The organism is Peribacillus sp. B65 (assembly GCF_058513295.1).
In genome coordinates this window covers 2,937,288-2,962,756 of record NZ_CP195840.1, presented here as the reverse complement: position 1 = coordinate 2,962,756, position 25,469 = coordinate 2,937,288, and the positions used below count along the sequence as shown (strand labels likewise).

Genomic DNA, 25,469 nt, shown 5'->3' with positions numbered 1-25,469 from the left:
ATTTTTTAAAGTGGGGGTAAACTAACAATGGGTATTTTAAACCCAGAGTACTTTCTGATTGTTTGCATACCTAAAGAATGATGGGCACTATTTTTGGCCATATTACATACATTATTGAAGTGAAAGCGGAGGTGGAAAAGAATTGTCACGCCTAAATGTGGAGGACTATCTAGAACAAGGAATCCATGGTCCAAAAGAAATAAAGCCTGGTGAACGAAGGGAATTTCTGGGCACATTACGGGAGCGCGTCGTCATCGTACTAAAAAAAAGCCAAGTCTTTGAAACGAATGTATATCCGGAGATAGAGCAGATGATGAAGCAGTATCCCCGTTCAAATTTGTTTTTAAATGGTCAGATGGACTATCAATATTTAGGGAAATATATAAAATTGGCAATGAGTCATAATATTCCTTATAAAATTGTCCTAAACAAAGATCACAACTCCGATTTGGGTCTGGTATTGGCAGAAAATAATGCCATAAACAAAGAGGAAATTCATATCGAGAAGAAATATCATGCCCAGCAAGTCATCAAAAAGAAAAGCTTCAAAGCGTTTTTCAAGCGCTTTGTTAAAAAATTATTAAACAAACGTTGATAGAATTATCAACGTTTTTAGTTTGTCTATAAAAAGAGGCACGAAAGAGATTTAAAATCAAGAATAGGTTATCCTTCTTGTTTTTTACCGTTATATGTGGATGAACTGGAACGTTTTGAAAAACAAAAAACTGCAGGCAAACTCTCTTATCCTAAAGTTTGTCTACAGTTTGAAAAGTTGATGAATGATTTTTGTTTTATTTTCAAGCGTCTTTAATTAATTGTGTAGACAACCATTCCTGATTATGCAACCCTTTTCCGTAAGCTATAAAACTTCCTGAAATTCCCTATGATTGTTTTTACTACGGAATACGTGGGGATAGCGATTAAAATGCCAATGAAACCGTATATTGATCCTGCAGCAAGCAGCAATAAGATAATGGTAAGTGGGTGAATGTTAAGACGTTTTCCCATAACATTCGGTGTAACCAAGTGCCCTTCGACCTGTTGAACAACGGTAAGGACAATGAGTACTTTCACTGCCAGCCCAATGTCTTGCTGTAAGGCAATGAAGAGGGCAGGGATGATGCTTATTAATGGACCAAGGAATGGTACAACGGTAAAAATCATGGCGAATAGGGCTAGTACAAGTGCATAATCGAGACCGATAATAAGGTAGCCAATATACATCAAAGTTCCAATGACGATTGATATGATGAATTGACCGATAATATAAGTTGAAAGGGTTTTATCGACGTCTTTTAAAATCGTGTTTCCCTCTGATTCTACATCGGTCGGAATATATTTTAATAGAAATGGTCTTAATTTATCTCCATCCTTCAAGAAATAGAATAAAATGAATGGTGTAATGACCAATACTGTTAAAACACTAGTGATCGTGGAAAAAATGGTATTGACATTCACTATGAGTTTTTCGGAGTAATCTTTCAAATGTGTGACCGCTTTTTCTTTCAATTCTTCCATATTGACCATGCCAAAATCATTTTTTTCAATCATGACTTCAGATTCTTTAGACAATGCCTTGACTTTGCTGGGGAGGTTTTCAGATAACTTTTGAAATTGGTCAACGATTACAGGACTGCCAAAGTAACCTACCATCCCAATCATACTAAATATAATTAAAAAAACGGTAAAGATGCTAGCTGACCTCGGGATAAATTCAGTTAAAAAGTTAACGACCGGACGTAATATATAGTATAAAAGCCCAGCCACAATAATAGGGAAAAACATCGCAGCAATGATTTTTTGTAGCGGCTGCAGAACATAATCAATCTTACCTAGTAAAAAAATAATTAAAATAATCAAAATGATCGCGCATGCATATTTGAAAAACGGTTTATTGATCCACAAGACAATCCCCCCTAATTCCATCTCTTACTTGATTCCCTGATTTAGCTTAATGTTAAACTAAATAACTTGTTCTAATTGTTTGGTGTAAAATGATCATTCAACTTTTTTCGATATAGCTGACCAGAAGGAAATGGGAATACAGTCTGTTAATATAGCGGCAAGCAAACAAAAACAGACTTTCACTGAAATATGAAAGTCAACTTTAAAAAAATATTTGGTCACTTTGACTTTTACCTGTCCTCACGATCATAAGTCGATATGCCCAATGAATGCATTTCCCTAGACTACTGCGGTTAAGTTTAAGCAATGCGCAAAACTGCACCAGCAAGAAATCCTGCTGGGATGATAAATCGTAAAAAGTTCCAAAAAGACATCGATCCGAAAGATATCCGAAAGTTTTTTAAAAGCAGCCGCCGGTTAGGCCAAAACAAAAAAGGCATCATCAAAGGTAAATTCCGGTTATGGAACTTTACTTGATAATGCCTTTTTACAAGGTTTTAAATTAGGATATTTTACTGAATGTGTTCGTTACTCCTTGTTTCTGTTCTGTTTGCATTTTTTTAATGTCCAGACGCAACCAGATGGAGATGGCAAATGCTATCGCAATTAATGCTGCGAAAACATAGAATACGGGGATGTAACTGTTCGTACTTTCCCTGATTGCGGTAACTAACATAGGTCCGCAAACCCCGCCTAGAGACCATGTAGTTAAAAGGTAACCGTGGATGGCCCCAATTTCCTTAGTTCCAAATAAATCCCCGGCAAATGCTGGGAGATTTGAAAATCCTCCTCCATAACAACTCACGACCAGCAAGATGAGTCCTTGGAACAATAGTGTATTTGTAGTGGTAGGAAGTAAAAGGAACGCTCCGATTTGAATGATGAAGAAAATGACGAAAACATTTGGACGTCCTATATAATCCGATGCTGCTGCCCAGCCAAGTCTTCCTCCGCCATTAAAGATTCCCATAATACCGACTAATGTTGCTGCACCTGCTACAGACAGACCAACAACGTCTTGAGCCATAGGTGAAGCTACCGAAATCATCATGATCCCTGCACTTGTATTTATCAGTTTCATGGACCATAACATCCAGAAGTGTTTAGTTTTAACCGCTTCTTTTGCAGTTAATTGCCTTAGGTCTTTCTTCAGTTCTTTCTTACCGGACTCAATATCTTTCTTCATTCCTTCAGGTAGCCAGTTGGCCTTTGGAGGTGCAATATAGGATGCTCCTAAGAACATCAATATGAAATAGCCTGCGCCTAAAATATAATATGTAGTATAAATGCCAACGGATTCCATAAGGCTTGCAGCTACTGGGGCTGTAATGAGTGCTCCGGCACCAAAACCTAATACGGCCATTCCTGTTGCCAATCCCCTGCGATCTGGGAACCATTTGACTAAAGTGGATACTGGTGAAATGTACCCAATCCCCATACCAAGTCCACTTAAAACCCCATATGTCATTAGGTAAAGCGGAAGTGAATCAACCATTACTGCTAAACCGGAACCAGCTTGACCTAAACCGAATAATACGGCAGCGACCATAGCTGACTTCCTTGGACCATTTTTTTCTACGAATTTGCCAAAGAAGGCAGCAGAAGTTCCTGCAAGCGCCATCATTATTGTGAATGCTAACGTTACTTCAGTTTCTGACCACCCCATAGTCTCGACTAATGGTTTTTTGTAAACGCTATATGCGTATGCACCACCAATGGAAAGGTGAATGGCGATAGCGGATAAAGCGATTAACCATCTGTTTTTTGTCATGTTGTTACCCCTTTTCGTTAAAAAATAAGAAAGTTGCATGCGTTTTATCTATAATATATCGTTTTGCATGCGTTTTATCTATCTTGTGGGATAAGTATATAAGAATATTATTTAGTAGTAAACTACTAAATTGAATTTCATGTAAAATTTTCCTCTGTGCTTAGAGTTGGGAAAAAACATTTTATGGATTCGGATTAAAAATGTTATATATTCTAAGGATTTTAATATACATATAAGGTTTGCAGGTATTAGCTTAGGTGTTTTATTCACGAATCTGCCAAAAGTCTTTTCATTTATCGATTTTCCTGGTTACAAAAAGGGAAACGATTGAATTTACTCTTAAGGTGCGATGAACCAGAATTATTCTCATTGGCTTTATAGTGATTATTTTGATAAAATTAATCTAATATTCAAGACATCTTAGCGTACCACCCGGAATTGATATTTTTAGTGGTTTCAGGAATAATTGATTCTTTTTTCAGGAATCATAGTCTGGAAATCAAAGAAAAACCCATTTATTTTAAAAAATTCCGAAAATTTCGTCTTAAAGGCTTGAACTATGATTCCTTATAGGAGTAAACTAATTAAAGATAGATTTTATGGAAGTGAAATCTTGTAAATTTAATCAACAAGGGGTTTTGGTAATGAAGGAACATGACATGCAAATCACGCTTAGTACAACAAAGAAAGAAAAACCACAAGCGGACCAGCTTGAGTTCGGTAAGCAGTTTACCGATCATATGTTTATTATGGATTACACACAAGGGCAAGGGTGGCATGATCCAAGAATTGTTCCTTATCAACCGCTCTCATTGGAGCCGTCAGCTATGATTTTTCACTATGGTCAATCCGTTTTTGAAGGATTGAAGGCATATGCAACACCAGAGGATGAAATTATCTTATTCCGTCCGGAAAAGAATTTCCAACGCTTAAATAGTTCGAATAGCCGATTATGCATACCGGATGTCGACGTTGATTTCGCGTTGAAGGCCTTAAAGACTTTAATTAGCGTTGATAAGGATTGGGTTCCCCAGGTAGAAGGGACATCTTTATATATCAGGCCATTCATTATAGCTACTGAGCCTTATCTTGGAGTATCTCCATCGAATAAGTATCAGTTCATCATCATCATGTCACCAGTAGGTTCGTATTATAAAGAAGGCATCCATCCAGTTAAAATTGCAGTGGAGTCAGCTTTTACACGTGCAGTTAATGGAGGTACAGGTGAAGCCAAAACGGGCGGTAATTATGCATCGAGCCTAAAAGCCCAGGAAGTATCCGAAAAGATGGGTTATGCCCAAGTTCTTTGGTTAGACGGAGTGGAGAAAAAGTATATCGAAGAAGTTGGAAGCATGAATGTTTTCTTCAAAATTAATGGTGAAATCATCACCCCTGCTTTAAATGGAAGCATCCTTCCGGGTATTACTCGTGATTCCATTATAGAATTGCTGAAACATTGGGGTCTTCCCGTGTCGGAAAGACGCATTTCGATGGAGGAAGTCCATGAAGCCCATAAATTAGGTCACTTGGAAGAGGCCTTTGGAACGGGAACAGCCGCGGTCATATCACCAATTGGTGAATTTTTGTGGAATGGTGAAGAAATGATTGTTCAAAGCGGGGAAACTGGCGAACTTTCCAGAAAGCTTTATGATACACTGACAGGTGTCCAAACAGGTAAAGTCGCAGACGAGTTGAATTGGACTACGAAAGTAGAAGAAAAAGTGACTCAATGAGACTTAAACAAAAGGGGTTCGGAATTTAAAAATTCCGAACCCCTTTTGAAATTCCCTTTGAATTTTGGCCTAAAATTAAGTGTTGAGGCTCAACGAGACCTCCGTGTTTTCGCTGAATAGAATCATGTTTTAGAAAGCATCCTCTCCTCATCACCTCAAATGAAGACTTTAGGCAAAAGGGTTCTATTTAAAAGTTAAAACAAAGTTGATTGGAACGGAGGGTACGAGACGCCTGCGGGAAAAGTGAGTGCCTGGAGAGGAAATCAACGTTCAAATTGTACAAACCGTAAAAAATTCGATTTTATAGAGTTTGTTTACAGTCTGAAACCTTCTTTGAAGGTTTTTTTTGTTTCACATAATCATTTTGTGTCTTATGGCAACAGCGACGGCCTCGGTCCGGTGATTCACTCCCAATTTCCTGATAGCAGAAGAAATATGATCTCTGACTGTAAATTCACTAACGCTCATCTTTGGTGCCATTTGCTTTAATCCCAATCCATTGGCTAAATATTGAAGGACCTCCACTTCACGTTTGCTTAGAAGGTAAGTGGGAGGGGCGGAATCCAATGTCGAACCTACGGCTAATTTTAAATAATGGGAAAGCTTCATTAAATCATTCTTGGTAACAGGCTCGTTAGCGTGAATGGGATCAACCAACACTAAACCGATGGCCATGTCATTCACAATTACCGGAATGATAGCCAATGAAGAGATGGAAAACCTTTTAACGTATTTTGCAGGGATGGAGGATTTCGCATGTTGGATGGTTAAGTATATGGGTTTGTTATGGATGACTGCTTGGTGGATGGGATATATATCATGAATATTTTCTTTAACATTATGTAATGAAAAGGTATCTTCACTCGTACATGCACATATTCCTTCACCCATTCCTGTTAAACATGAGTAACTGAATAAAGAAGCGCGTTGAAATGAAAAAAAATCCACACAGCCCTTTAAGATCATTTGTGCTTTATTTGCCATATCTTTTTGATGGGAAATCTTTTTTACATGATTCATCATAGTTTCCTCAAGCATTCGACTTTATTCCTCCCTACATTTTCAGTGCTAGGATAAATGCTACTAATATCTTACAATATAATGAAAACTCTTACAAATTTAATAAATCCTTGGATACAAAAGTTTAAAGTTCTTAATTTTAAGGAGGCATTACCATGAAAAGAAAGAATTTAACGACCACCAGCCGGAGTTTTAGAGAAGATACCCTGCCATTTAAACTTTATCAAAAGGCCAAAAGATTCGGTATATGGAATCCTCGTGACATTGATTTCAGCCAGGATAAAGAAGATTGGAAGTCATTTACTGATATTGAAAGGCAAGTGTTATTACGGATCATTTCACTTTTTCAGGGCGGGGAAGAAGCGGTGACTTTGGATTTGCTGCCTCTCATTATGACGATAGCCAAAGAAGGCAGGATTGAAGAAGAAATGTACTTAACGACATTTCTGTTCGAGGAAGCGAAGCATATGGAGTTCTTTCGTTATACATTAGATCAGGTTGGTGAAACGGGTGATTTGACAGTTTATCATTCAGATACTTATAAATCGATTTTTTACGAAATATTGCCTGAAGCGATGGAGAAACTTTTATCCGACCAATCCCCTGAAGCATTGGCAGAAGCAGCCACTGTTTATAATATGTTTACCGAGGGTGTTCTTGCAGAAACTGGATATTTCGGTTTTTATCAGACGCTTGAAGCTAATAAAATGATGCCTGGTTTATTAAAAGGCGTGGGTCTTTTGAAGAAGGATGAATCGCGCCATATTGCTTATGGGACCTTCCTGCTGCAACGTATCATCAGTGAACATCCACATATCTTTAAACAGGTTGAAAAGAGAATGGAGCAACTTTCTCCTCTGGCCATCGCGTTAAATACGGAGGGGTATGATCAGTTAGGAAATCCATTTGGCAATGACCAACAAGCTATATTGAATTTTACCATGAAACAATTGACGGTGCGGATGGAGATTTTAGCCAGGGCAAAAGGGAAGGGGATTGAAGAAATCTATCAAAGTAACGAAAAGGAATATGGGGTTTTGTAAAGCCGGTAAAAGATAAAAGCTTACTATTTAGTATGTTTGTTAATGAATGGCCATCAGGAACTTTGAGACAGGGTATAAACAATCCTTATCTAAGAATATAGACTAATATATCTGAGGTGATCTGTATGAACGTAAACGCTCAATCGAATTTTTGGCTAAGGACTTCGGTTTACAGTGGCACTAACACTCGTTCACTCATTCCAAACCTTTTCAATGGTCTCGGGGCCAAAAGGATTCTACTCGTAAGTGATGCGGGCTTGGAAAATGCAGGTGTCGTTAATAAAGTTGCCGAAACTTTTGATCAGGAGAATTTAGGTGCCAGAGCTGAAATAGTTGGACAGTTTCTGGGTGTTACACAAGACGCAGCGAGTGAATGTGTAAATGAAGCATTGAAATATGCACGCGAAGTGAATGCCGATGCCATACTTGCCATCGGTGGAGGGAGTGTCATTGATACCGCAAAGGCATTGAAATTCGGATTATACAAAGGAATTACGGATATTAAAGATGCCATTCCAAGCGGCTATCTGTATGAGGGTTTTCCAAAAGCCCAATCCATGAATATCCCGCATATTTCCGTAGCCACAACAGCAGGAACCGGTTCTGAAGTATCTCCGATAGCAGTCATATATAACGAACATAAAAAAGTAAAAATGAATATATACAATGTTTTTTTAAGTTCGGATGTTGCCATTCTAGATCCTGAGTTAACAGTCGGACTGCCGAGTGACATTACGGCGTTTACTGGTGCAGATGCATTGACACATGCAATGGAAGCGATCGTTTCACCTGCGGCTACATCAATAACCGATGCTTATGCATTTCAGGCCATCCGAGTTATTGATAGAAATTTACAGGGGGCCGTAAAGGACGGAACGAATATTGAGGCCAGAATGGAAATGCTTCATGGAAGCATGATGGGAATCACTGCATTTTGTAGTGCATTGAATGCGATCCCGGTTCATAACTTTGCCCACGCATATGGGGCGTTATTCCGTATTCCTCATGGATTGGCCAATGCTGTGTTATTACCGGTCGTAATGGAATCAACCCCGGATTTATATCTTCCAAAGGCCCATTTGATAGCCGAAGCCTTTAGTGTGAAAATCCATGATGAAGATTCAAAAAGAACCTTAGCGAAAGTGGTGGAAAAGCTCCGTGTTTTCCTATCCGATCTTGGGCTGCCCTCTGACTTCAGCGCCTATGAAATTAACCAATCCGATATGGAAAGAATTCTTAAAGCAGTAAGGACGGATCCAGCTGCCACTAATTACCCGATGTCGGAGGAATTAATAATGTCAGTAGTTTCAAGAGTTTCACCCGTGAGAATTAGTTAATTTTAAAAAAGCCAGCCCGTTAAGGTTGGCTTTTTTATGGTTTAATGCCATCCAACGTGTTAAGTCCAGTTTCTATATATGAGCTTTTAAAGGGGAGCACTACCAAACGGGATCGAATCTTGTTAATGTTTTTTCCCTAAGTTTTCCTGTGCCATCTTTACAAGTTCCTTGACCATGCCTCCGCCTAATTTTCCGCCTATTTTTCCATTCTGCTTGGATGTCAGTTCACCGTTATAGTCTTTTTTCAGTGGTACGCCAATTTCCTTTGCCACTTCAAACTTTGCTTCTTCGGGATTCTTTGTACCAGCAACTTTGGCTTTTAAATCATCGAGTCCTTTTCTCGCTTCAGATACTAGAATTTTCCTTCTCCTTGCCATTTAGCATCACTCCTATTTTTTTCTTAGGTTATCCTAATGTAAAGAAAATGATTAACATGCAGATCGAATGTTTTTTAATTGAATTCCGATGAACATGGAGGAAGTCATAATCCCTTAAATAAAGAAGTAATTATATAGGGTGCACAGGTCCGTAGAAGTTTTAGTTTATTTAAAGCGGGTAACATATAATAAAACGATTTAAGGAGAAAAATGATGCTGACTGCTAATTCAAGTTTGTTAACAAAAGAAGATATGACAAATCCCGATCGAGTGCCGCAATGGCTAATTAAGGAATATCAAACATTCCATAATACAGTGACCGATAAAACCTTTCCTTGTTATTTTGGTATGAAAGCTGAAAATAAAGGGGAACTTCGGTATGCTTATATCACACAGAAAGATTGGTCCAATCTCCCAAAAGCAGTGGAAAGTTTTCTTGATTTATTTCAGGAACCACCATATATCAGGCACGGTCTTTTCGTCTTTATGGAGCCTGAATCAATAGAGGGTAATATAGAATTTTACCGTGAAAGGTTTTGGGATATCCTGCAATACTTACATAAAGCGGATGAAAAGCCTTGGCCAATTGAAAAGCCGAAAGATCCCGAGCATTATTTATGGGACTATCATTTTGCAGGGGAACCAATCTTTGTCTTTGGTAATGCACCTGCTTATAAACAGCGTAAAACGCGTGATTTAGGAAATAGCCTTGTACTTGGATTCCAACCCCGGATGATCTTTGAAGGCTTGGAGGGAACGGAAAAAGGGGGAATCATGTCACGTGAAAAGGTTCGTGAACGAGTGGAGAAATGGGATAACCTTCCTAAACATCCAGATATCAGTCACTTTGGAGATGTAAATCATAATGAATGGAAACAATTTTTCATAGGGGATGATATAGAACCGATAAAAGGTAAGTGCCCCTTCCATCATAAAGAGTTAACTTAACCGAGGGCAAATTGCTCTCGGTTTTTTTCACGTCCTGCTTATAAAGCCTCGGGATAAAAAAATAAAGGCTCGCAAAATAAAAAACATATTTCTTGCCTTATAAGATTTTCAGATTTATAATGTGAAAGTAGCAATTGCAGTTAATTCGAGATATATGGATTAAATGCTATTTTTAAAAAAACATACAATAATAACAATTGGGGGAACAAAAATGTCTAAAGTATTATTTGTTAAATCAAATGACCGTCCAGCGGATCAAGCAATCAGTGTCAAAATGTATGAAACGTTTTTGAACACATATAAGGAAGCAAATAGTAACGATGAAATAACTGAATTGGATTTATTTAAACTGAACTTACCTTACTACGGAAATACAGCGATTACTGCCCTATATAAACGCAACCAAGGCATGGAATTGACTGAAGAAGAAGTGGAGATTGCCGATATCGTGCAACAATACTTGAATCAATTCCTTGCTGCCGACAAAGTGGTATTTGCCTTCCCGCTATGGAACGCAACGGTTCCGGCACCATTGGTAACTTATATCTCTTATCTTGCTCAAGCTGGAACAACATTCAAATATACAGCTGAAGGCCCAGTCGGTTTAGCTGGTGGTAAAAAAGTGGCTTTACTTAACGCACGCGGATCAGATTATGCATTGCCTGGAATGGATGCTGCCGAAATGGCAGAGAAATACGTAACGATGAATTTAAACTTATGGGGCATAACAAACCCAGAAACAGTTGTAATCGAAGGACATAATCAATATCCAGATCGCTCACAGGATATCGTTGCAGAAGGATTGGCGAAAGTTGCTGAAACTGCAGCAAAATTCTAATTGTAAAAAGAAAAACCAGTATGTATTTTTAGCATACTGGTTTTTCTATGCAGATTTTTCTGAAAGTCGATTATAATAAAGGGTAAGCTATAAAGGATGAAAGGAAGTGCAGATAATATGCAAACGTTTAAATCACGTGACGAAATAAAAATAGAAGAAACATGGAACTTAGAGGATATTTACGATGATCAAACTATCTGGGAAAAGGATTATCAAGAAGTCCTGAAGATGGCAGAAAAATTAAAAACTTATGATGGTCGGATTCAGTCAGCTCAAGATTTGTTCGATTATTTACGATTAAGTGAAGAACTTGGGTATATTTATAACAAGCTATATGTATTTGCCATGCTGCAAGCTGATTTGGATACTCGGGTAACCTCATCACAAGCATTATTGGATCGGGCTGGTAAGTTAGGGCAGAAAATCAGTAATGCTTCTGCATTTTTCATGCCGTTTCTTTTGAGCCTGGAAGAACACACATTAAAAGGGTACATAAATGAAATCGAGGGTTTGAAATATTTTGAGGAGGATTTACTTGATTCCTTCCGCTATAAAGCCCATGTGTTAACGAAAGAACAAGAAGAGGTGCTTTCCCAAATAGGCGAAGCCTTTTCAGCACCTCAAAAAACGTTCGGGATGATAAACAATGCTGATATAAAATTTGGGGAAGTTACGAATGAAGACGGCGAGAGGGTAGAGCTGACAAGGGGAATGTATTCCAAATTGATTGAAGACGATGATCGCGATAAAAGAAAAGAGGCTTATTTCGCCTATTATCAGCCATATGTACAATTGAAGAATACAATCGCTTCCACACTTTCCACTGCAATCAAGAATAATGTGAATCTTTCAAAACTAAGAAATTATCCATCAGCCTTGGAAAAATCTCTATTTGGAGATCAAGTTCCAAAAGAGGTTTATGATAATTTGATTATGTCTACTAAACAAAATATCGGGCCCATGCATAAATATATTCATTTAAGAAAAAAATTGCTTGGTGTAGAGGAATTGCGTGCCTATGATTTAAGTGTGCCATTAGTCGAAGGCGCTAAAGAGGAGATTTCTTACGATGATGGTTTTTCTTTGATGGTTGAAGCACTGAAACCTCTTGGCGAAGAATATATCACAATCCTGAAAACCTTTAAGGAAAAAAGATATATCGACGTAAGGGAAACACCTGGAAAACGGTCAGGTGCTTACAATTTAGGACTTTATGGTGTTCATCCTTTCATTTTATTAAATCACCGTGATGATTTAGACAGTGTGTTTACACTTGCACATGAATCTGGACATGGAATGCATTCATACTATAGTTCAAAATATCAACCGCAAATAAGTGCTGGGTATTCCATTTTTGTCGCTGAAGTTGCTTCCACTGTGAATGAAATCCTTTTGATTCGCCATTTGATTAAGACTACAAAAGACGTGCAGAAGAAAAAACACTTACTTAACCATTTCATAGATAGTTTTAAAGGAACATTCTTCACACAGGTGATGTTTGCGGAGTTCGAAAAGGTCGTACATGAAAAAGCTGAAAATGATGAACCTCTAAATGCCGAGGTTTTTAATACAGCCTATGAATCAATATTTCGTGCTTATAATGGAGATGAAATAATTTTCGATGAAGAAGTGAAGTATGGCTGGTCACGAATCCCACACTTTTATCGTCCATTTTATGTCTACAAATATGCTACTGGTTACGTTTCAGCCATCACCATCGCTGATAAAATCCTCTCAGGGGACCAAAAAACACTTGAAAGTTATTTGACCTTCTTGAAAAGCGGGAGTTCCGATTTCCCATTGGAGCTGCTTAAGAAAACAGGCGTAGATTTAACTAAACCTGATCCAATCGAAAACGCAATGAAGATTTTCAGCGATCTTGTCGACCAATTCACTGAGTTGACAGAAGGCTAATCTAAACCATTTCTTCCAAAAGAGCCCATGGTATGATTTTATAAAAAATGCTATAGTTAAAACATTGGCGTAGGAGAGGCCCAATCTATTGATTGGGCCTTATTTTATATGCTTAAGAAACAGGTATCGCGCAAAAAGTCTTGGTAACAGCGTTATTTCCTACTTCGGAGCCTAGCCAATGGGCCAGTTTCTTTGTACTTCAATGGCATATTTTGTGAGGAAAGTGAAAAATGAATTCGACAGTTAATTATATAAAAGAATGGCAGCAGGCGCTTCAACTTGAAATCCTGCATTTGAAAAAATATGGCAGCACAAAATACCTGATTTCGAACGGCCATCTGCTTACAGGTGGCGATTCTTTCAACTATTATTTCGAAACAGGTTCATCGATAAAAATCCCTGTCGGTTCCCTCGTTCGACTGGAATGGGGAGGGATTAAGCAAGAGGGGAGAATCCTCTCATCGGAAGGAAAAAGTATAATCATTGTTTTTGATCGCTCGCTAGGCGATATGATCGATGAAGCCTTTTTATACCACGATCCTTGGGAATTGCTTGAGCAATTGATCATCCGCCTGGATGAAATCAAGAGAAGCAAAAGGAAAAGGCTTCGGATCAAGCGCCTGATGGATCCGTCCATGCCGCAAAAACATCCTTTAATTGAAAAACAAAGCAGCGTAAAAGAATTATATGCCCGCTCGAAATTCAACCCTGTCACTTTTGTTTGGGGACCCCCTGGAACAGGAAAAACCTATACATTGGCTCGTACAGTAGCCAATCATTATTTACAGGATAAAAAAGTTCTGGTTTTGTCCCATAGCAACCAGGCTGTCGATGTTTTGATGGCTGAAATTTCGTCATTCATTAAAAAGAAAGATCGTTTCAAAGAAGGCGATGTGCTTCGCTATGGATCTCAAATCGGTGAATCACTAGCCATCCATGATGATATTGTTACAGGGCAATTATTAGGTAAACATGAACCGACATTAGTTAAAGAAAAAGAAGAGCTTGGCGAAGAGAAACGTCTGTTAAAGCATGACTTGGCAGGGTCCTTCAGTAAAAGGGATACAGATCAATTAATTGAGATAGAGAAAAAGCTGGCCAAAGTCTTGGAGAAAATCCGCCAAAAAGAGATTCAATTCGTAAAAGAAGCAAAAGTCATCGGAACGACCTTGGCTAAAGCCGCAAATGATGAAACGGTTTATCAAAAGGAGTATGATCTGGTCATTTTGGACGAAGCGAGTATGGCATACGTACCTCAGGTGGCTTTTGCTGCAGCGTTAGCCAAGCATATTATCGTTTGTGGTGATTTCAAACAATTGCCACCTATTGCTTCGGCTCGTGATTCCCTAGTGAAACTTTGGCTGAAGGAAGACATTTTTCATCGCGCTGGTGTCGCCCAGTCTGTTGAAGAAGGAGAACTTCATCCCCATTTATTCCTATTAAAGGAACAGCGCCGCATGCATCCGGATATTTCAGCATTCACTAATCGTGTCGTCTATAACAATTTTGTTGGCGATCATAAAAGTGTTGCGACCAGCAGGGAGGGAATAATGCTGGCGGAACCATTTGCCAATAAGGCAGCGGCACTGCTCGATACTAGCCTAGCAGGGGAATATTGCATCACTGAACGGACATCCCACTCGAGAATGAATCTATGGCAATTGCTTTTATCTTTTCAACTGATTCATGAAGCTTATGTGGGCGGGGCAAGGTCAATCGGTTATGTCGCCCCATATCGTGCCCAGGCAGATTTGATGGAAAAACTATTGGATGACTTATATGACAAAGAACGGCAAACGGCGGATATCATCGCTGCAACTGTACACCGTTTCCAGGGAAGTGAACGGGAGATGATGATTTTTGACACAGTTGATAGTTATCCGCAAAACAGGGCTGGAATGTTATTGACAGGGAGAGAAAGTGAAAGGCTCATTAACGTGGCCATAACAAGGACTAAGGGTAAGTTCGTACATGTATGTGACACTTCATTTGTTAACAAACACGTTTATCGCAGCAAAACACTTCGTCAGCTTGTCGATCATCAAATTCAAAATGATCAGATTGTATCAAAGAAAGACATTGGAAAATGGGTTAAACATCAGCATCCGAAATTACAATGGATGCATGCCCGTAAATTGGGGGACTTTCAGGAAGATATTGAATCAACAAAACTAGAGATGGTTTTTGCTGTTCCGGATTTGAACAGTTTGTCAGAAGAATGGCAGCAATATTTAATGAAACGAAACCCTGCAGTGAAATTGACGATCATTTCAGCAAAAAGAAACCCTGATATCCACTCTGATCAATTTATTTGTTCACCTGTTTCCTTTTCGTTTATCATCTTGGATAAACGAGTTGTCTGGCTAGGGTTGCCCGTAGAGTCCAATAATCGGGTCCAGCCTCCATATATAGCGGCTCGTTTGGATTCAAAAATCATGGCAGATGAATTACTATCTCAATTCAAAAAAAGTGAATAGCTCGGAAAAGGCCCTTAATAAGGGCTTTTCTTCATTTACATATATATACTTAAAAAGACCTCGATAGAATAAAGTGATAAGTCCTTGATCTACCTGCCGTTAATAATATATTAAAGCAAACACCTCGTTAGAATATATGATAGCTCCATACTCCCCAATTTGAATTCAACTCCTTATATTTTTTGCTAAAGGCTGCAAACTAAAATAACAAAGCAAGCATTTCAGGGGACTTTCGAATAGTTATGATTTACCATTAAGCTACGAAAGACAAGAAAGGAGGTAACAAAATGAAACTTAGCATTTTGGATCAATCACCAATTGCATCAGGACAATCAGCACAAGAAGCCTTGCAAGCTTCACTGCAACTCGCACAAGAAGGAGATAGACTTGGTTATAGCAGAATCTGGTTAACTGAACATCATGATCTCCCGGGATTGGCATGTTCCGTTCCAGAGGTTTTGATAAGCTATATTGGTGCACAAACAAAAAATATCCGGATTGGTTCAGGGGCAGTGCTGCTTCCACATTATAAGCCATACCGTATAGCAGAGACTTATAATATGCTAGCTACTCTTTTTCCTGGCCGGATTGATATGGGAATCGGGCGTGCTCCTGGTGGATCTGCCGAAGCAACGATGGCATTATCCGATAATTTTCTGCAGAATGTTTACAAAATGCCTGAACTAGTTCAAGAACTGTTGAATTTTCTAAAAGATGAATTTCCGAATGAACATCCATTTTCAAATGTCTCTGCTGCTCCTATCCCAAAGGTGCCGCCTGAACCATGGATTTTGGGAACAAGCGGGAAAAGTGCAAAACTTGCGGCTGAGAATGGAACTGCATACGCATTTGGTGAATTCATGAGTGAAAATGATGGAGTTCAAAGCTTTCATCAGTACCGTGAACACTTTCAAACAAAAGGGTTTGTTAAAGAACCTAAAACTATTGTTACAGTTTCGGCCATTTGCGCAGAAACGGAGGAACATGCGAAAGAAATCGCCCTTAGCAACATACTATGGAAAATTCAAAGTGGACATGGTGAAAGAAAGCAGGTTCCAAGCATAGAAGAGGTAAGGAACCATGATTGGACTGAAAAAGAAAAAGCACTGATGGAAACCATGCATGAAAAACTGATTTTTGGTACCCCTTCACAAGTAAGGTATCGTCTTTTGGAGATTCAGGAGAAATATCAAGCAGATGAAATCATGCTGATAACCATCACTCATAAGTTGGAGGATAGGCTTAATTCGTTTCGTTTGATTGCCAGGGAAATTCTTAACAGTTAACTCCTTCGAGCATTTTGTGTGCATTTTGTGTGCATTTTCTATATGATGGCTTTGCGTCCAATTTATCATAATTGAAAGAAAGAAGATGAAGATATGAATGCTGATCAACATGCAAAAAAACTTAGCGACATTTCTTTTTCCGTTCTGGACCTAGCTTCTATTGTTGAAGGTGGTACAGTTTCGGGAGCTTTTAAAAATACAGTAGAATTAGCCAAGCATGTGGAGCAATGGGATTATAATCGTTTCTGGGTTGCAGAACACCATAGCATGCCAGGAATCGCAAGCTCTGCAACGTCAGTGCTTATAGGCTATGTGGCAGGAAAGACGGAAAGAATTCGTGTCGGTTCTGGAGGCATTATGCTGCCGAATCATGCACCGCTCGTTATCGCAGAACAATTTGGTACATTGGAAGCAATGTATCCTGGTAGAATAGATTTAGGACTGGGCCGTGCACCGGGAAGCGACCAATATACAGCCATGGCACTCAGGGGTGATGTACGTAATAACGGTCAGGATTTTCCTGAACAATTGGCGCAGCTCCGTAGTTATTTAGATGCGGATTCCAAACATAACCGTGTTCGCGCCATCCCTGGCGAAGGACAGGATATTCCGATTTGGCTGCTTGGTTCAAGCGGCTTCAGTGCAGCATTATCAGCACAGCTGGGATTGCCATTTTCATTTGCAAGCCATTTTTCCCCTGAAAATACTCAACCGGCTTTAGCCCGTTACCGCAATAATTTCCAGCCATCCGACGTTCTTGATAAACCTTATGTCATGGTTGGTGTCAATGTATTTGCAGCTGATACTACAGAAGAAGCGCAAAGGATTGCTACTTCTTATCAACAGCAGTTCTTGAATTTAATACGTAACACGCCCGGTCAACTTGCTCCTCCAGTTGATACAATGGAAGGCCTTTGGACAGAATATGAAAAGGCCATTGTCATGAAGCAGCTGAACGCCTCCATCATAGGAAATCCAAAAGAGGTAAAAGAGCAGTTGCAGGCTTTTTTAAATGAAACACAGGCGGACGAAATGATTATAAACTCTGCCATTTATGATCAGGATGCACGCCTTCGTTCTTATGAAATCATTGCAGAAGTTACTGGAATGAAATAAGTGTCAAAGAATGAGCTTGCAGATTCCGTGTCTGCAAGCTTTTTTATAAAATACATACCGATTTACTTCATAAACAAAGTCAGGAGAGAAGAATGAAACGAGAAGATCCTTTATCCTTAATATTTCACTTCACAGATAAACAAGGTGACAGCAGGCCTCTATATTTTATGAACCCGAAAAAAGTGTTCACCGCCCATACAATTGAGGATGTCATTCCCCAATTCCAAAAAGTCCAGGAAGCGATAGAACAGGGGCATTATGCAGCGGGATACGTTTCCTATGAAGCGGCACCTGCTTTTGAAAAATCTTTTAAAGTAAAAGATGGAGCCAAAATGCCATTATTATGGTTCGGGATTTTCGATAAACCTGAAGAAGAATTACCTGAAAAAATGACAGGGGCTTTTAATTTAGCTGAATGGCAATCAGAAACGGACTCACATAACTATCATTCCGGGTTTCAAAGGATAAAATCGGAAATCGAGAAAGGCAATACATATCAAGTCAATTACACGATGCGTTTACAATCCAGGTTCGAAGGAGATGACTTCGCTTTCTTTGATCGCTTGAAGAGAGCTCAACGCTCAAACTATAGTGCATATTTGAATGTGGGGACACATCGAATCCTATCGGCTTCACCCGAATTGTTTTTCCGTTGGGAAGATGGTCAGCTGATTACTCGGCCAATGAAGGGAACGGTAAAGCGGGGAACGACACTGAAAGTGGATCAGCTTAATGCAGACTGGTTAGCAGCCTCGGAAAAGAATCAAGCTGAAAACTACATGATTGTTGACCTGCTCAGAAATGATTTGGGAATGATTGCAGAACCAGGAAGCGTCAAGGTTCCACAGCTAAAGGCAATTGAAAAATATCCGACTGTTTGGCAAATGACATCCACGATTACGGCCGATACGAATCCAGGAACAACAATCATCGATATATTCAAGGCCCTTTTCCCTTGTGGATCGATAACAGGGGCACCTAAAATTAAAACGATGGAAATCATCGCTGATATCGAGAATTCACCACGTGATGTTTATTGCGGTGCAATCGGGTTCATCACACCTGAATCCGAAGCAATCTTTAATGTGCCGATTCGTACGGTCGTGATCGATAACGAAACTGGGAAAGCCGAGTATGGGGTAGGCGGGGGAATCACTTGGGATTCCGAGCTATCGGAAGAATATGACGAAGCTTTTTTAAAAGCCAAATTATTGACGGTGGAAAGGCCAGCTTACAAACTATTGGAATCGATGAAGCTCAGTGATGGCGAATATTATTTGTTGACTGATCATATCGATCGGATGAAACAAGCCGCTGATTACTTCGATTACCGGTTCCCTGAATTGAATCTTAGATATCAACTCCAAAAGTATGCGGATATGAATCAAGGGACGTTACAAAAGGTGAGGGTATTACTTCATGAAAATGGTGAAATTGAAGTCTCTGGACAAGCAATCAAGCCCCTTGATTCAGAATTTACGGCCATCTTGGCTGAAACTCCAATATCAAGTGCAAATCCATTTCTATTTCATAAGACCACCAATCGTGATGTATATGAAGGCTTTCAAATGAATAATCCTGACTTCCATGATGTTTTGCTTTGGAATGAAGAAGGATTCATAACGGAATTCACGAACGGAAATGTAGTGGTGAAGATAAATGGTGACCTCTATACCCCTCCGGTGGAAGCTGGTCTGCTTGCTGGAACATTTCGTCAAGACCTGATCAGGAAGAAGGAGATCAAGGAAAAGCCCATTTCAAAAGCTGACCTTAATAACGCTGAGGAAATTTGGTTTATTAATAGTGTGCGTGGGAAATTAAAGGTGAATTTGACTTTCTAAGCTGATTATTCGTAAAAAAGTGAAAATTGTAATCTTTATTGCTGTTTGTTGAGTTATAGTAGATGATGAAAACTACATTTCCGGGAGGGACTGCTGTGGAGATGCATAAAATCGCAGGCTTATCGATCATGGATTGGAAAGCGAAGGATCCTATACTTAATAATGTGATAAAGATGAACGAAGTCTTCTGGACGAATCCAAATTACGGTAACAAGCAAGAAAACCCAATCGTCCAAGCTGAACAAGTTAAATCTGCTGAAGAAAGATTAAATAGATTTGCCGATTATATAATTATAGCCTTTCCAGAAACCGAACCACTGGAGGGGATCATTGAATCACCACTAGTCGAGATTCCTTCCATGCAAAAAAACTTGGAAAAATCCTATGGAACTAAAATGGCTGGGAATCTTTTGCTAAAATGTGACAGTCATTTACCAATATCAGGTTCCATCAAGGCTCGCGGAGGTATTTATGAGGTCTTAAAACGTGCTGAGGAAATAGCAATGAAGCATGGTGGATTAAAACGGACTGATAATTATGGGATACTTGCAAGTGATGAATACAAAGAGCTTTTTTCAAAATATTCGATTGCAGTCGGTTCAACCGGCAATTTAGGAATGAGTATTGGAATAATAAGCGCTAAGCTGGGATTCAAAGTAACGGTCCATATGTCGGCAGATGCCAAACAGTGGAAAAAGGATAAATTAACAAGTCTTGGAGTCATTGTAAAGGAATATGATGATGATTATAGTAAAGCTGTAGAAGAAGGCCGTAATGAAGCATTACTTGATCCCGATTGCCATTTTATTGATGATGAAAATTCAATGGATCTACTGCTAGGTTATGCGACAGCTGCAACGCGCCTGAAGAAACAACTGAAAGATATGTCCATACCAGTAGACGAAGATCACCCTTTGTTTGTGTACTTGCCATGCGGAGTCGGCGGCGGGCCCGGTGGTATTACATATGGGCTCAAGCTAGCCTTTGAAGATAATGTACATTGTTTTTTTGCAGAGCCGACACATTCACCATGCATGACGCTCGGATTGATGACAGGCCTTCATGACAAAATCTCGGTGCAGGACTTTGGCATCGATAATAAGACGGAAGCTGATGGTCTTGCTGTCGGAAGGCCTTCAGCATTGGTTTCCCGTATGATGACGACCATGTTAAGCGGTAGCTATACCATAGAGGATAAAAGGTTATTCGATCTGCTCAGGGGAATGGCAGAGACGGAAGGTCATTATTTAGAGCCATCTGCCCTCGCAGGAGCATTCGGTCCGATACAACTTTTTAAAGCTGCAGAAGGAAAGAAATATCTCATGGACCAAAAACTGGTGGATAAAATGAACCAGTCCACACATATCATCTGGGCGACCGGCGGGAGCATGGTACCAAAGGATATGATGGAACAGTATTTATCTAAAAGTTAAAGATTCACTAGAGTTAATTAATCAGACTGTAGACAAACTCGAAGAAAAGCGAGTTTGCCTGCAGTTTTTTTAGCCAAAGCAGTTTATTCGACCTAACCGCAATATATTCGACCGATCACGCAGTTTATTCGACCTACACCACAGTTATTCGACCGTTCACACAATTTATTCGACCTACACCGCAGTTATTCGACCTACACCGTGCATTATTCGACCTACACCGTGCATTATTCGACCTACACGCAATATATTCGACCTTCACCACACATTATTCGACCGTCAACGCATTTTGCGGTCCCCGAGCCTTCCTGCCCAGCCTCCTCGCGGCTAACCAGTCATTCGGCAAGAGTTTGTTCAATCCATTATGGTTTCATTCCAAATAAAAGTCTTGTTTAAAATCATGAAAGGAACCAGAATGAGACCTTTCCGAATCCCATTTTATCGACAAGCTTAAAGAAGCTCACGAAAGTGAGCTTCTTTTTTCTTTATAAACCCCATGAGTTCAATAAAAGGTGAATGGCTTTTTCCAATTCGGATTCAGGAATCCCTGCAAAGCCCAATATAATTTTTGGAGGATGTTCGTCAATTTTCTCGATTGAATATGTTGATAATCCATAAATTTTAATATGGTCTTCGTTTGCCTTTTGAATAAGTGTCTGTTCATCCATGCCGTTCTTAACGATGAGGACTATATGCAATCCTGACCGCTCTCCAATGATTTTTATTTGTTGATGGGGTTTAAATAGATCAATCACTTTATCCAACTTCCGACGGTACACTTTCCTCATCCGATTTAAATGCTTTTCAAAATCCCCTTCCTTCATGAACTGTGTCAACACATGCTGATCAATCCGTGAAACGGTTGAATGGTAAAAAGATAATTCCTGTTGATGCATTTGTAACAATGGAGCGGGAAGAACCATATAACTGATCCGAATTGATGGCATCAATGATTTTGAAAATGACCCTAAATAAATCACCTTATCACCAGCATCCATACTTTGTAAGGAAGGAATTGTTTTTCCACTATAACGAAATTCACTATCATAATCGTCTTCGATAATATAGCGGTTTGCTGCCCCTTGAGCCCAGTTCAACAATCGCGTCCGTCTGTTAACGGATAGGATTGTCCCATTGGGGAAGTGATGTGAGGGAGTGACATATACAACGTCGATGTTTGAATCTTCAATTTGGTTCACCTTTACGCCTTCTTCATCAATTTGCAGTGGATGGACTTCATTTGGGTAGCTGCGTAAAATCCGATGAATCAAGTGATACCCGGGATCTTCAACACCATAGATGGCATTTTTATCGAATAGAAGGACAAGCTGCTGTAATAAAATTTCCATTCCTGCACCGATGATGATCTGTTCTGGAACACATTGTACACCACGTGCATGATACAAATAATGGGCAATTTCACATCGTAATTCATATTCCCCTTGAGAATCCCCAAGTAATAGAAGATCTTGATGTGATTCATCGATTTTGCTTTTCATGTATTTTCTCCATTTTTCAAATGGGAAATGTTCCGTGTCAATTTGGCTGGGATGAAAATGATATAGCAATTCCCCTTCTTTATGATTGATTTGTTCCACTACTTGGTTAGTTTGTGTATACTCTAAATCCTCGAATGTTTGAATATAGTACCCTTTTCTTGGTATGACTTCAACGTATCCTTCAGCAGTCAATTGTTCATATGCAGTCTCCACAGTATTTTGACTTATTTGAAGGAACTCTGCCAATTTCCGTTTGGAAGGCAGTTTTGTGCCGTAAAGAAGACGGCCTTCAATGATTTCTTTTTTAATATATGAATATAATTGTTCGTACAAAGGTACTTCACTTAACCGATTTAAATCGCAAGAAAGCATATTCATTTTGTTGCCACCTTTTTGATAAATTTTTACTGACCCCATTAAATTTATTAAAACTGACACTTTCAATGCGGTCAACTCTTTTTTATACTAAGCCTAACAAATCTAAAAAATGCAAATATTAGGGGGAAGAAAAAAATGGAAAAATTATTAGGAACTGACACAGTAAAAAGAGGAATGGCACAAATGCAAAAGGGTGGCGTAATCATGGACGTCATTAACGCAGAACAAGCAAAAATCGCAGAAGCATCTGGTGCTGTCGCTGTCATGGCATTGGAAAGGGTTCCTTCTGACATCCGTGCGGCTGGCGGCGTAGCAAGAATGGCAGATCCGCGTATTGTCGAGGAAGTAATGAATGCAGTGTCCATCCCGGTCATGGCTAAAGCAAGGATTGGCCATATCGTTGAATCAAGGGTCCTGGAATCAATGGGAGTGGATTATATAGATGAAAGTGAAGTGCTGACTCCTGCGGATGAAGAATATCATATTCTAAAAAGTGATTTCACAGTACCTTTCGTTTGTGGCTGCCGTGATTTAGGCGAAGCTGCGCGACGTATTGGTGAAGGAGCATCAATGCTTCGTACAAAAGGAGAACCAGGAACAGGTAATATTGTGGAAGCTGTGCGTCATATGAGAAAGGTACAGTCACAAATTCGCAAAGTGAGCATCATGAGTGATGATGAATTAATGACAGAAGCAAAAAATCTTGGAGCCCCTTATGAAATTTTAAGAGAAATCAAACGCACAGGTAAATTGCCTGTAGTTAACTTTGCAGCCGGCGGAATTGCCACTCCAGCAGATGCTGCATTGATGATGGAATTGGGAGCAGATGGCGTTTTCGTTGGGTCTGGTATTTTTAAATCTGAAACTCCAGAAAAATTCGCCTCCGCAATCGTTCAAGCGACTACATATTTCACGGATTATGAATTGATTGGCCGGTTGTCCAAAGAGTTAGGAAGTGCAATGAAAGGAATTGATATTTCCAAACTAGCTCCGGCAGAACGGATGCAGGAACGTGGATGGTAATATGATAACTATCGGTGTTTTGGGATTACAGGGAGCGGTTGAAGAACACTTGAATCAAATCAAAGCTGCCGGCGAACAAGCAGTTATAGTAAAAAAGCCGGAGCAGTTACTTGAAATCGATGGTTTGATCATTCCGGGCGGAGAAAGCACGACGATGAGGAAGCTAATGGATCGTTATGGATTTATGGAACCGGTCAAAACTTTCTTCGAAGATAAAAAGCCAATTTTCGGTACATGTGCTGGGATGGTATTGGCGGCCAATGAATTGACTGGCGATGAGAAGGCCTATCTTGGACTAATGGACATTTCCGTGAAAAGGAACGGATTTGGACGTCAAAAGGATAGTTTCGAGGCTGAACTATCAATCAAAGGAATGGAAACTCCTTATAAAGCAGTTTTCATCCGGGCGCCATTTGCTGATGGAATTGGAGAAGGTGTAGAAGTATTGGCTGTTTATGAAGAGAATGTAGTGGCTGCGAGACAAGACCATGTCCTCGTTAGTGCGTTTCATCCAGAATTAACAGGTGATGATCGTTTTATGCAGCTTTTCATTGAAATGGTGAAGACATCCATAAGTAAGGCCGAATTGAAAACCTGTTAAAAAATGAAGCTGTCCTATTAATAGGACAGCTTTACTTTTGAAAGCTCAAAACCCTATATAAATACATATTGCTTGAATTAAATATTCCTTACTTTTATAATTAAAAAAAGTAAGTAAACACTCACTAAATTTTGGTGTTGAAAGGGGAATGTATATGACAACAAGAGTTGCAGTTATTACAGGAGGAGCAAGCGGTATTGGCCGAGCCACATGCTTGAAATTCGCAGCAAAAGGGGACAAGGTCGTTGTTGCGGATTTTAATGAAGAAATGGGACAGGAAACCGTTGAACAGATAACAGCGGATGGCGGAGAGGCCATTTTTGTAAAAACGGATGTTTCTAAGCAGGAGGATGTTGAATCCTTAATCAAAAAAGCAGCGGAAAGATTCGGAAGGATCGATATCATGTTTAATAATGCCGGCATCGGTGCAGGCGGTATGATCCTCGATCAAGATATGGAGGGTTACTTCAAAACGATTGGAGTGAATCAGCACGGAGTTGCCTTTGGAATCATGGCAGCAGGACGGAAAATGAAGGAGCTAGGTAACAAGGGGGTCATTATTAATACCGCTTCTGTGTTTGGCTACTTAGCTTCCCACGGAACCTTTGCCTATCAGGCGACTAAAGGAGCTGTAAGAATGATGACACAGACCGCCGCTTTGGAATTGGGTGCTTATGGCATACGGGTAGTGGGCATTGCGCCAGGCGGGGTTGACACTCCTATTATTCAAGGCTATAAAGATATGGGAATCATCGATAAATTGAATGCAAGTCAAATGCGCGGTAAATTAATTAAGCCAGAAGCCGTTGCAAATGCCGTCTATCTATTATCGTTAGAGGAAGCGGATGCGATCAATGGAAGTGTAGTCATGGTCGATGATGGCTATGCATCCTTTAAGTGATTTTCTGTAAAAGAAAACTTCGTCCCAA

At 39.6% G+C, this 25,469-nt stretch carries 21 protein-coding genes; 16 read left to right on the top strand and 5 right to left on the bottom strand.

Annotation, left to right across the window (positions count from 1 at the left end; all coding sequences use genetic code 11):
• Positions 1-142 precede the first annotated feature (142 nt).
• A complete protein-coding gene (locus tag ACSR9O_RS14490) occupies positions 143-595 on the top strand; it encodes a YueI family protein (protein ID WP_230175890.1) in 453 nt (150 codons plus the stop codon).
• Positions 596-837: 242 nt separating this feature from the next.
• Here ACSR9O_RS14490 and ACSR9O_RS14485 read toward each other — a convergent pair whose 3' ends face one another.
• Positions 838-1,905 (bottom strand): AI-2E family transporter, encoded by a 1,068-nt coding sequence (locus tag ACSR9O_RS14485; protein ID WP_101225409.1) that lies wholly within the window; start codon positions 1,903-1,905, stop codon positions 838-840.
• Positions 1,906-2,211: 306 nt separating this feature from the next.
• Here ACSR9O_RS14485 and ACSR9O_RS14480 point away from each other — a divergent pair, with 306 nt between their 5' ends.
• The gene (locus ACSR9O_RS14480; RefSeq protein ID WP_260357752.1) at positions 2,212-2,382 is read left to right on the top strand and encodes a hypothetical protein; all 171 of its coding nucleotides are present in this window, start codon (positions 2,212-2,214) and stop codon (positions 2,380-2,382) included.
• A gap of 25 nt (positions 2,383-2,407) precedes the next feature.
• Here ACSR9O_RS14480 and ACSR9O_RS14475 read toward each other — a convergent pair whose 3' ends face one another.
• Positions 2,408-3,676, bottom strand: a complete 1,269-nt coding sequence (locus ACSR9O_RS14475; protein WP_230175891.1) for an L-lactate MFS transporter — start codon at positions 3,674-3,676, stop codon at positions 2,408-2,410.
• A 644-nt stretch (positions 3,677-4,320) separates the two neighbouring features.
• Here ACSR9O_RS14475 and ACSR9O_RS14470 point away from each other — a divergent pair.
• Positions 4,321-5,409, top strand: a complete 1,089-nt coding sequence (locus tag ACSR9O_RS14470) for a branched-chain amino acid aminotransferase (protein ID WP_101225407.1) — start codon at positions 4,321-4,323, stop codon at positions 5,407-5,409.
• A gap of 351 nt (positions 5,410-5,760) precedes the next feature.
• Here ACSR9O_RS14470 and ACSR9O_RS14465 read toward each other — a convergent pair whose 3' ends face one another.
• Positions 5,761-6,447 (bottom strand): response regulator transcription factor, encoded by a 687-nt coding sequence (locus ACSR9O_RS14465; protein WP_101225406.1) that lies wholly within the window; start codon positions 6,445-6,447, stop codon positions 5,761-5,763.
• 137 nt (positions 6,448-6,584) lie between these two features.
• Between ACSR9O_RS14465 and ACSR9O_RS14460 the strand changes: the two genes are divergently transcribed.
• Positions 6,585-7,472, top strand: coding sequence for a R2-like ligand-binding oxidase (locus tag ACSR9O_RS14460; protein ID WP_230175892.1), 888 nt, complete (start codon positions 6,585-6,587; stop codon positions 7,470-7,472).
• Positions 7,473-7,597: 125 nt separating this feature from the next.
• Positions 7,598-8,809, top strand: a complete 1,212-nt coding sequence (locus ACSR9O_RS14455; RefSeq protein WP_230175893.1) for an iron-containing alcohol dehydrogenase — start codon at positions 7,598-7,600, stop codon at positions 8,807-8,809.
• A gap of 122 nt (positions 8,810-8,931) precedes the next feature.
• Here the strand turns inward: ACSR9O_RS14455 and ACSR9O_RS14450 are convergent, their stop codons facing one another.
• Complete coding sequence (locus tag ACSR9O_RS14450) at positions 8,932-9,186, bottom strand: alpha/beta-type small acid-soluble spore protein (protein ID WP_101225403.1); 255 nt, start codon at positions 9,184-9,186, stop codon at positions 8,932-8,934.
• Positions 9,187-9,399: 213 nt separating this feature from the next.
• Here ACSR9O_RS14450 and ACSR9O_RS14445 point away from each other — a divergent pair, with 213 nt between their 5' ends.
• The 8 genes from ACSR9O_RS14445 to dsdA all read left to right on the top strand — a co-directional run bounded on the left by ACSR9O_RS14445 (position 9,400) and on the right by dsdA (position 21,039).
• Positions 9,400-10,134, top strand: coding sequence for a YqcI/YcgG family protein (locus ACSR9O_RS14445; protein ID WP_491724585.1), 735 nt, complete (start codon positions 9,400-9,402; stop codon positions 10,132-10,134).
• A gap of 163 nt (positions 10,135-10,297) precedes the next feature.
• Positions 10,298-10,972 carry an FMN-dependent NADH-azoreductase gene (locus ACSR9O_RS14440; RefSeq protein ID WP_286141462.1) on the top strand — a complete coding sequence of 225 codons (675 nt, stop codon included), beginning with the start codon at positions 10,298-10,300 and terminating at the stop codon, positions 10,970-10,972.
• Between the two features lie 117 nt (positions 10,973-11,089).
• The gene (pepF, locus tag ACSR9O_RS14435; protein WP_230175895.1) at positions 11,090-12,886 is read left to right on the top strand and encodes an oligoendopeptidase F; all 1,797 of its coding nucleotides are present in this window, start codon (positions 11,090-11,092) and stop codon (positions 12,884-12,886) included.
• Positions 12,887-13,116: 230 nt separating this feature from the next.
• Positions 13,117-15,363 carry an AAA domain-containing protein gene (locus ACSR9O_RS14430; protein WP_491724584.1) on the top strand — a complete coding sequence of 749 codons (2,247 nt, stop codon included), beginning with the start codon at positions 13,117-13,119 and terminating at the stop codon, positions 15,361-15,363.
• A 287-nt stretch (positions 15,364-15,650) separates the two neighbouring features.
• A complete protein-coding gene (locus tag ACSR9O_RS14425) occupies positions 15,651-16,649 on the top strand; it encodes an LLM class flavin-dependent oxidoreductase (RefSeq protein ID WP_260357747.1) in 999 nt (332 codons plus the stop codon).
• 93 nt (positions 16,650-16,742) lie between these two features.
• A complete protein-coding gene (locus ACSR9O_RS14420; RefSeq protein ID WP_491724583.1) occupies positions 16,743-17,765 on the top strand; it encodes an LLM class flavin-dependent oxidoreductase in 1,023 nt (340 codons plus the stop codon).
• A gap of 92 nt (positions 17,766-17,857) precedes the next feature.
• Positions 17,858-19,606 carry an aminodeoxychorismate synthase component I gene (pabB, locus tag ACSR9O_RS14415; protein WP_491724582.1) on the top strand — a complete coding sequence of 583 codons (1,749 nt, stop codon included), beginning with the start codon at positions 17,858-17,860 and terminating at the stop codon, positions 19,604-19,606.
• 101 nt (positions 19,607-19,707) lie between these two features.
• Positions 19,708-21,039, top strand: coding sequence for a D-serine ammonia-lyase (dsdA, locus tag ACSR9O_RS14410; protein ID WP_260357992.1), 1,332 nt, complete (start codon positions 19,708-19,710; stop codon positions 21,037-21,039).
• 485 nt (positions 21,040-21,524) lie between these two features.
• Here the strand turns inward: dsdA and pdxR are convergent, their stop codons facing one another.
• Positions 21,525-22,916, bottom strand: coding sequence for a MocR-like pyridoxine biosynthesis transcription factor PdxR (pdxR, locus tag ACSR9O_RS14405; RefSeq protein WP_491724581.1), 1,392 nt, complete (start codon positions 22,914-22,916; stop codon positions 21,525-21,527).
• A gap of 135 nt (positions 22,917-23,051) precedes the next feature.
• Between pdxR and pdxS the strand changes: the two genes are divergently transcribed.
• The 3 genes from pdxS (at position 23,052) to ACSR9O_RS14390 (ending at position 25,441) form a co-directional block, all read left to right on the top strand.
• Entirely contained in the window at positions 23,052-23,939 is an 888-nt protein-coding gene (pdxS, locus tag ACSR9O_RS14400; RefSeq protein ID WP_101225395.1) for a pyridoxal 5'-phosphate synthase lyase subunit PdxS, read from the top strand.
• Between the two features lies 1 nt (position 23,940).
• A complete protein-coding gene (pdxT, locus tag ACSR9O_RS14395) occupies positions 23,941-24,540 on the top strand; it encodes a pyridoxal 5'-phosphate synthase glutaminase subunit PdxT (protein ID WP_260357991.1) in 600 nt (199 codons plus the stop codon).
• 154 nt (positions 24,541-24,694) lie between these two features.
• Positions 24,695-25,441 (top strand): SDR family NAD(P)-dependent oxidoreductase, encoded by a 747-nt coding sequence (locus ACSR9O_RS14390; RefSeq protein ID WP_491724580.1) that lies wholly within the window; start codon positions 24,695-24,697, stop codon positions 25,439-25,441.
• Positions 25,442-25,469 lie beyond the last annotated feature (28 nt).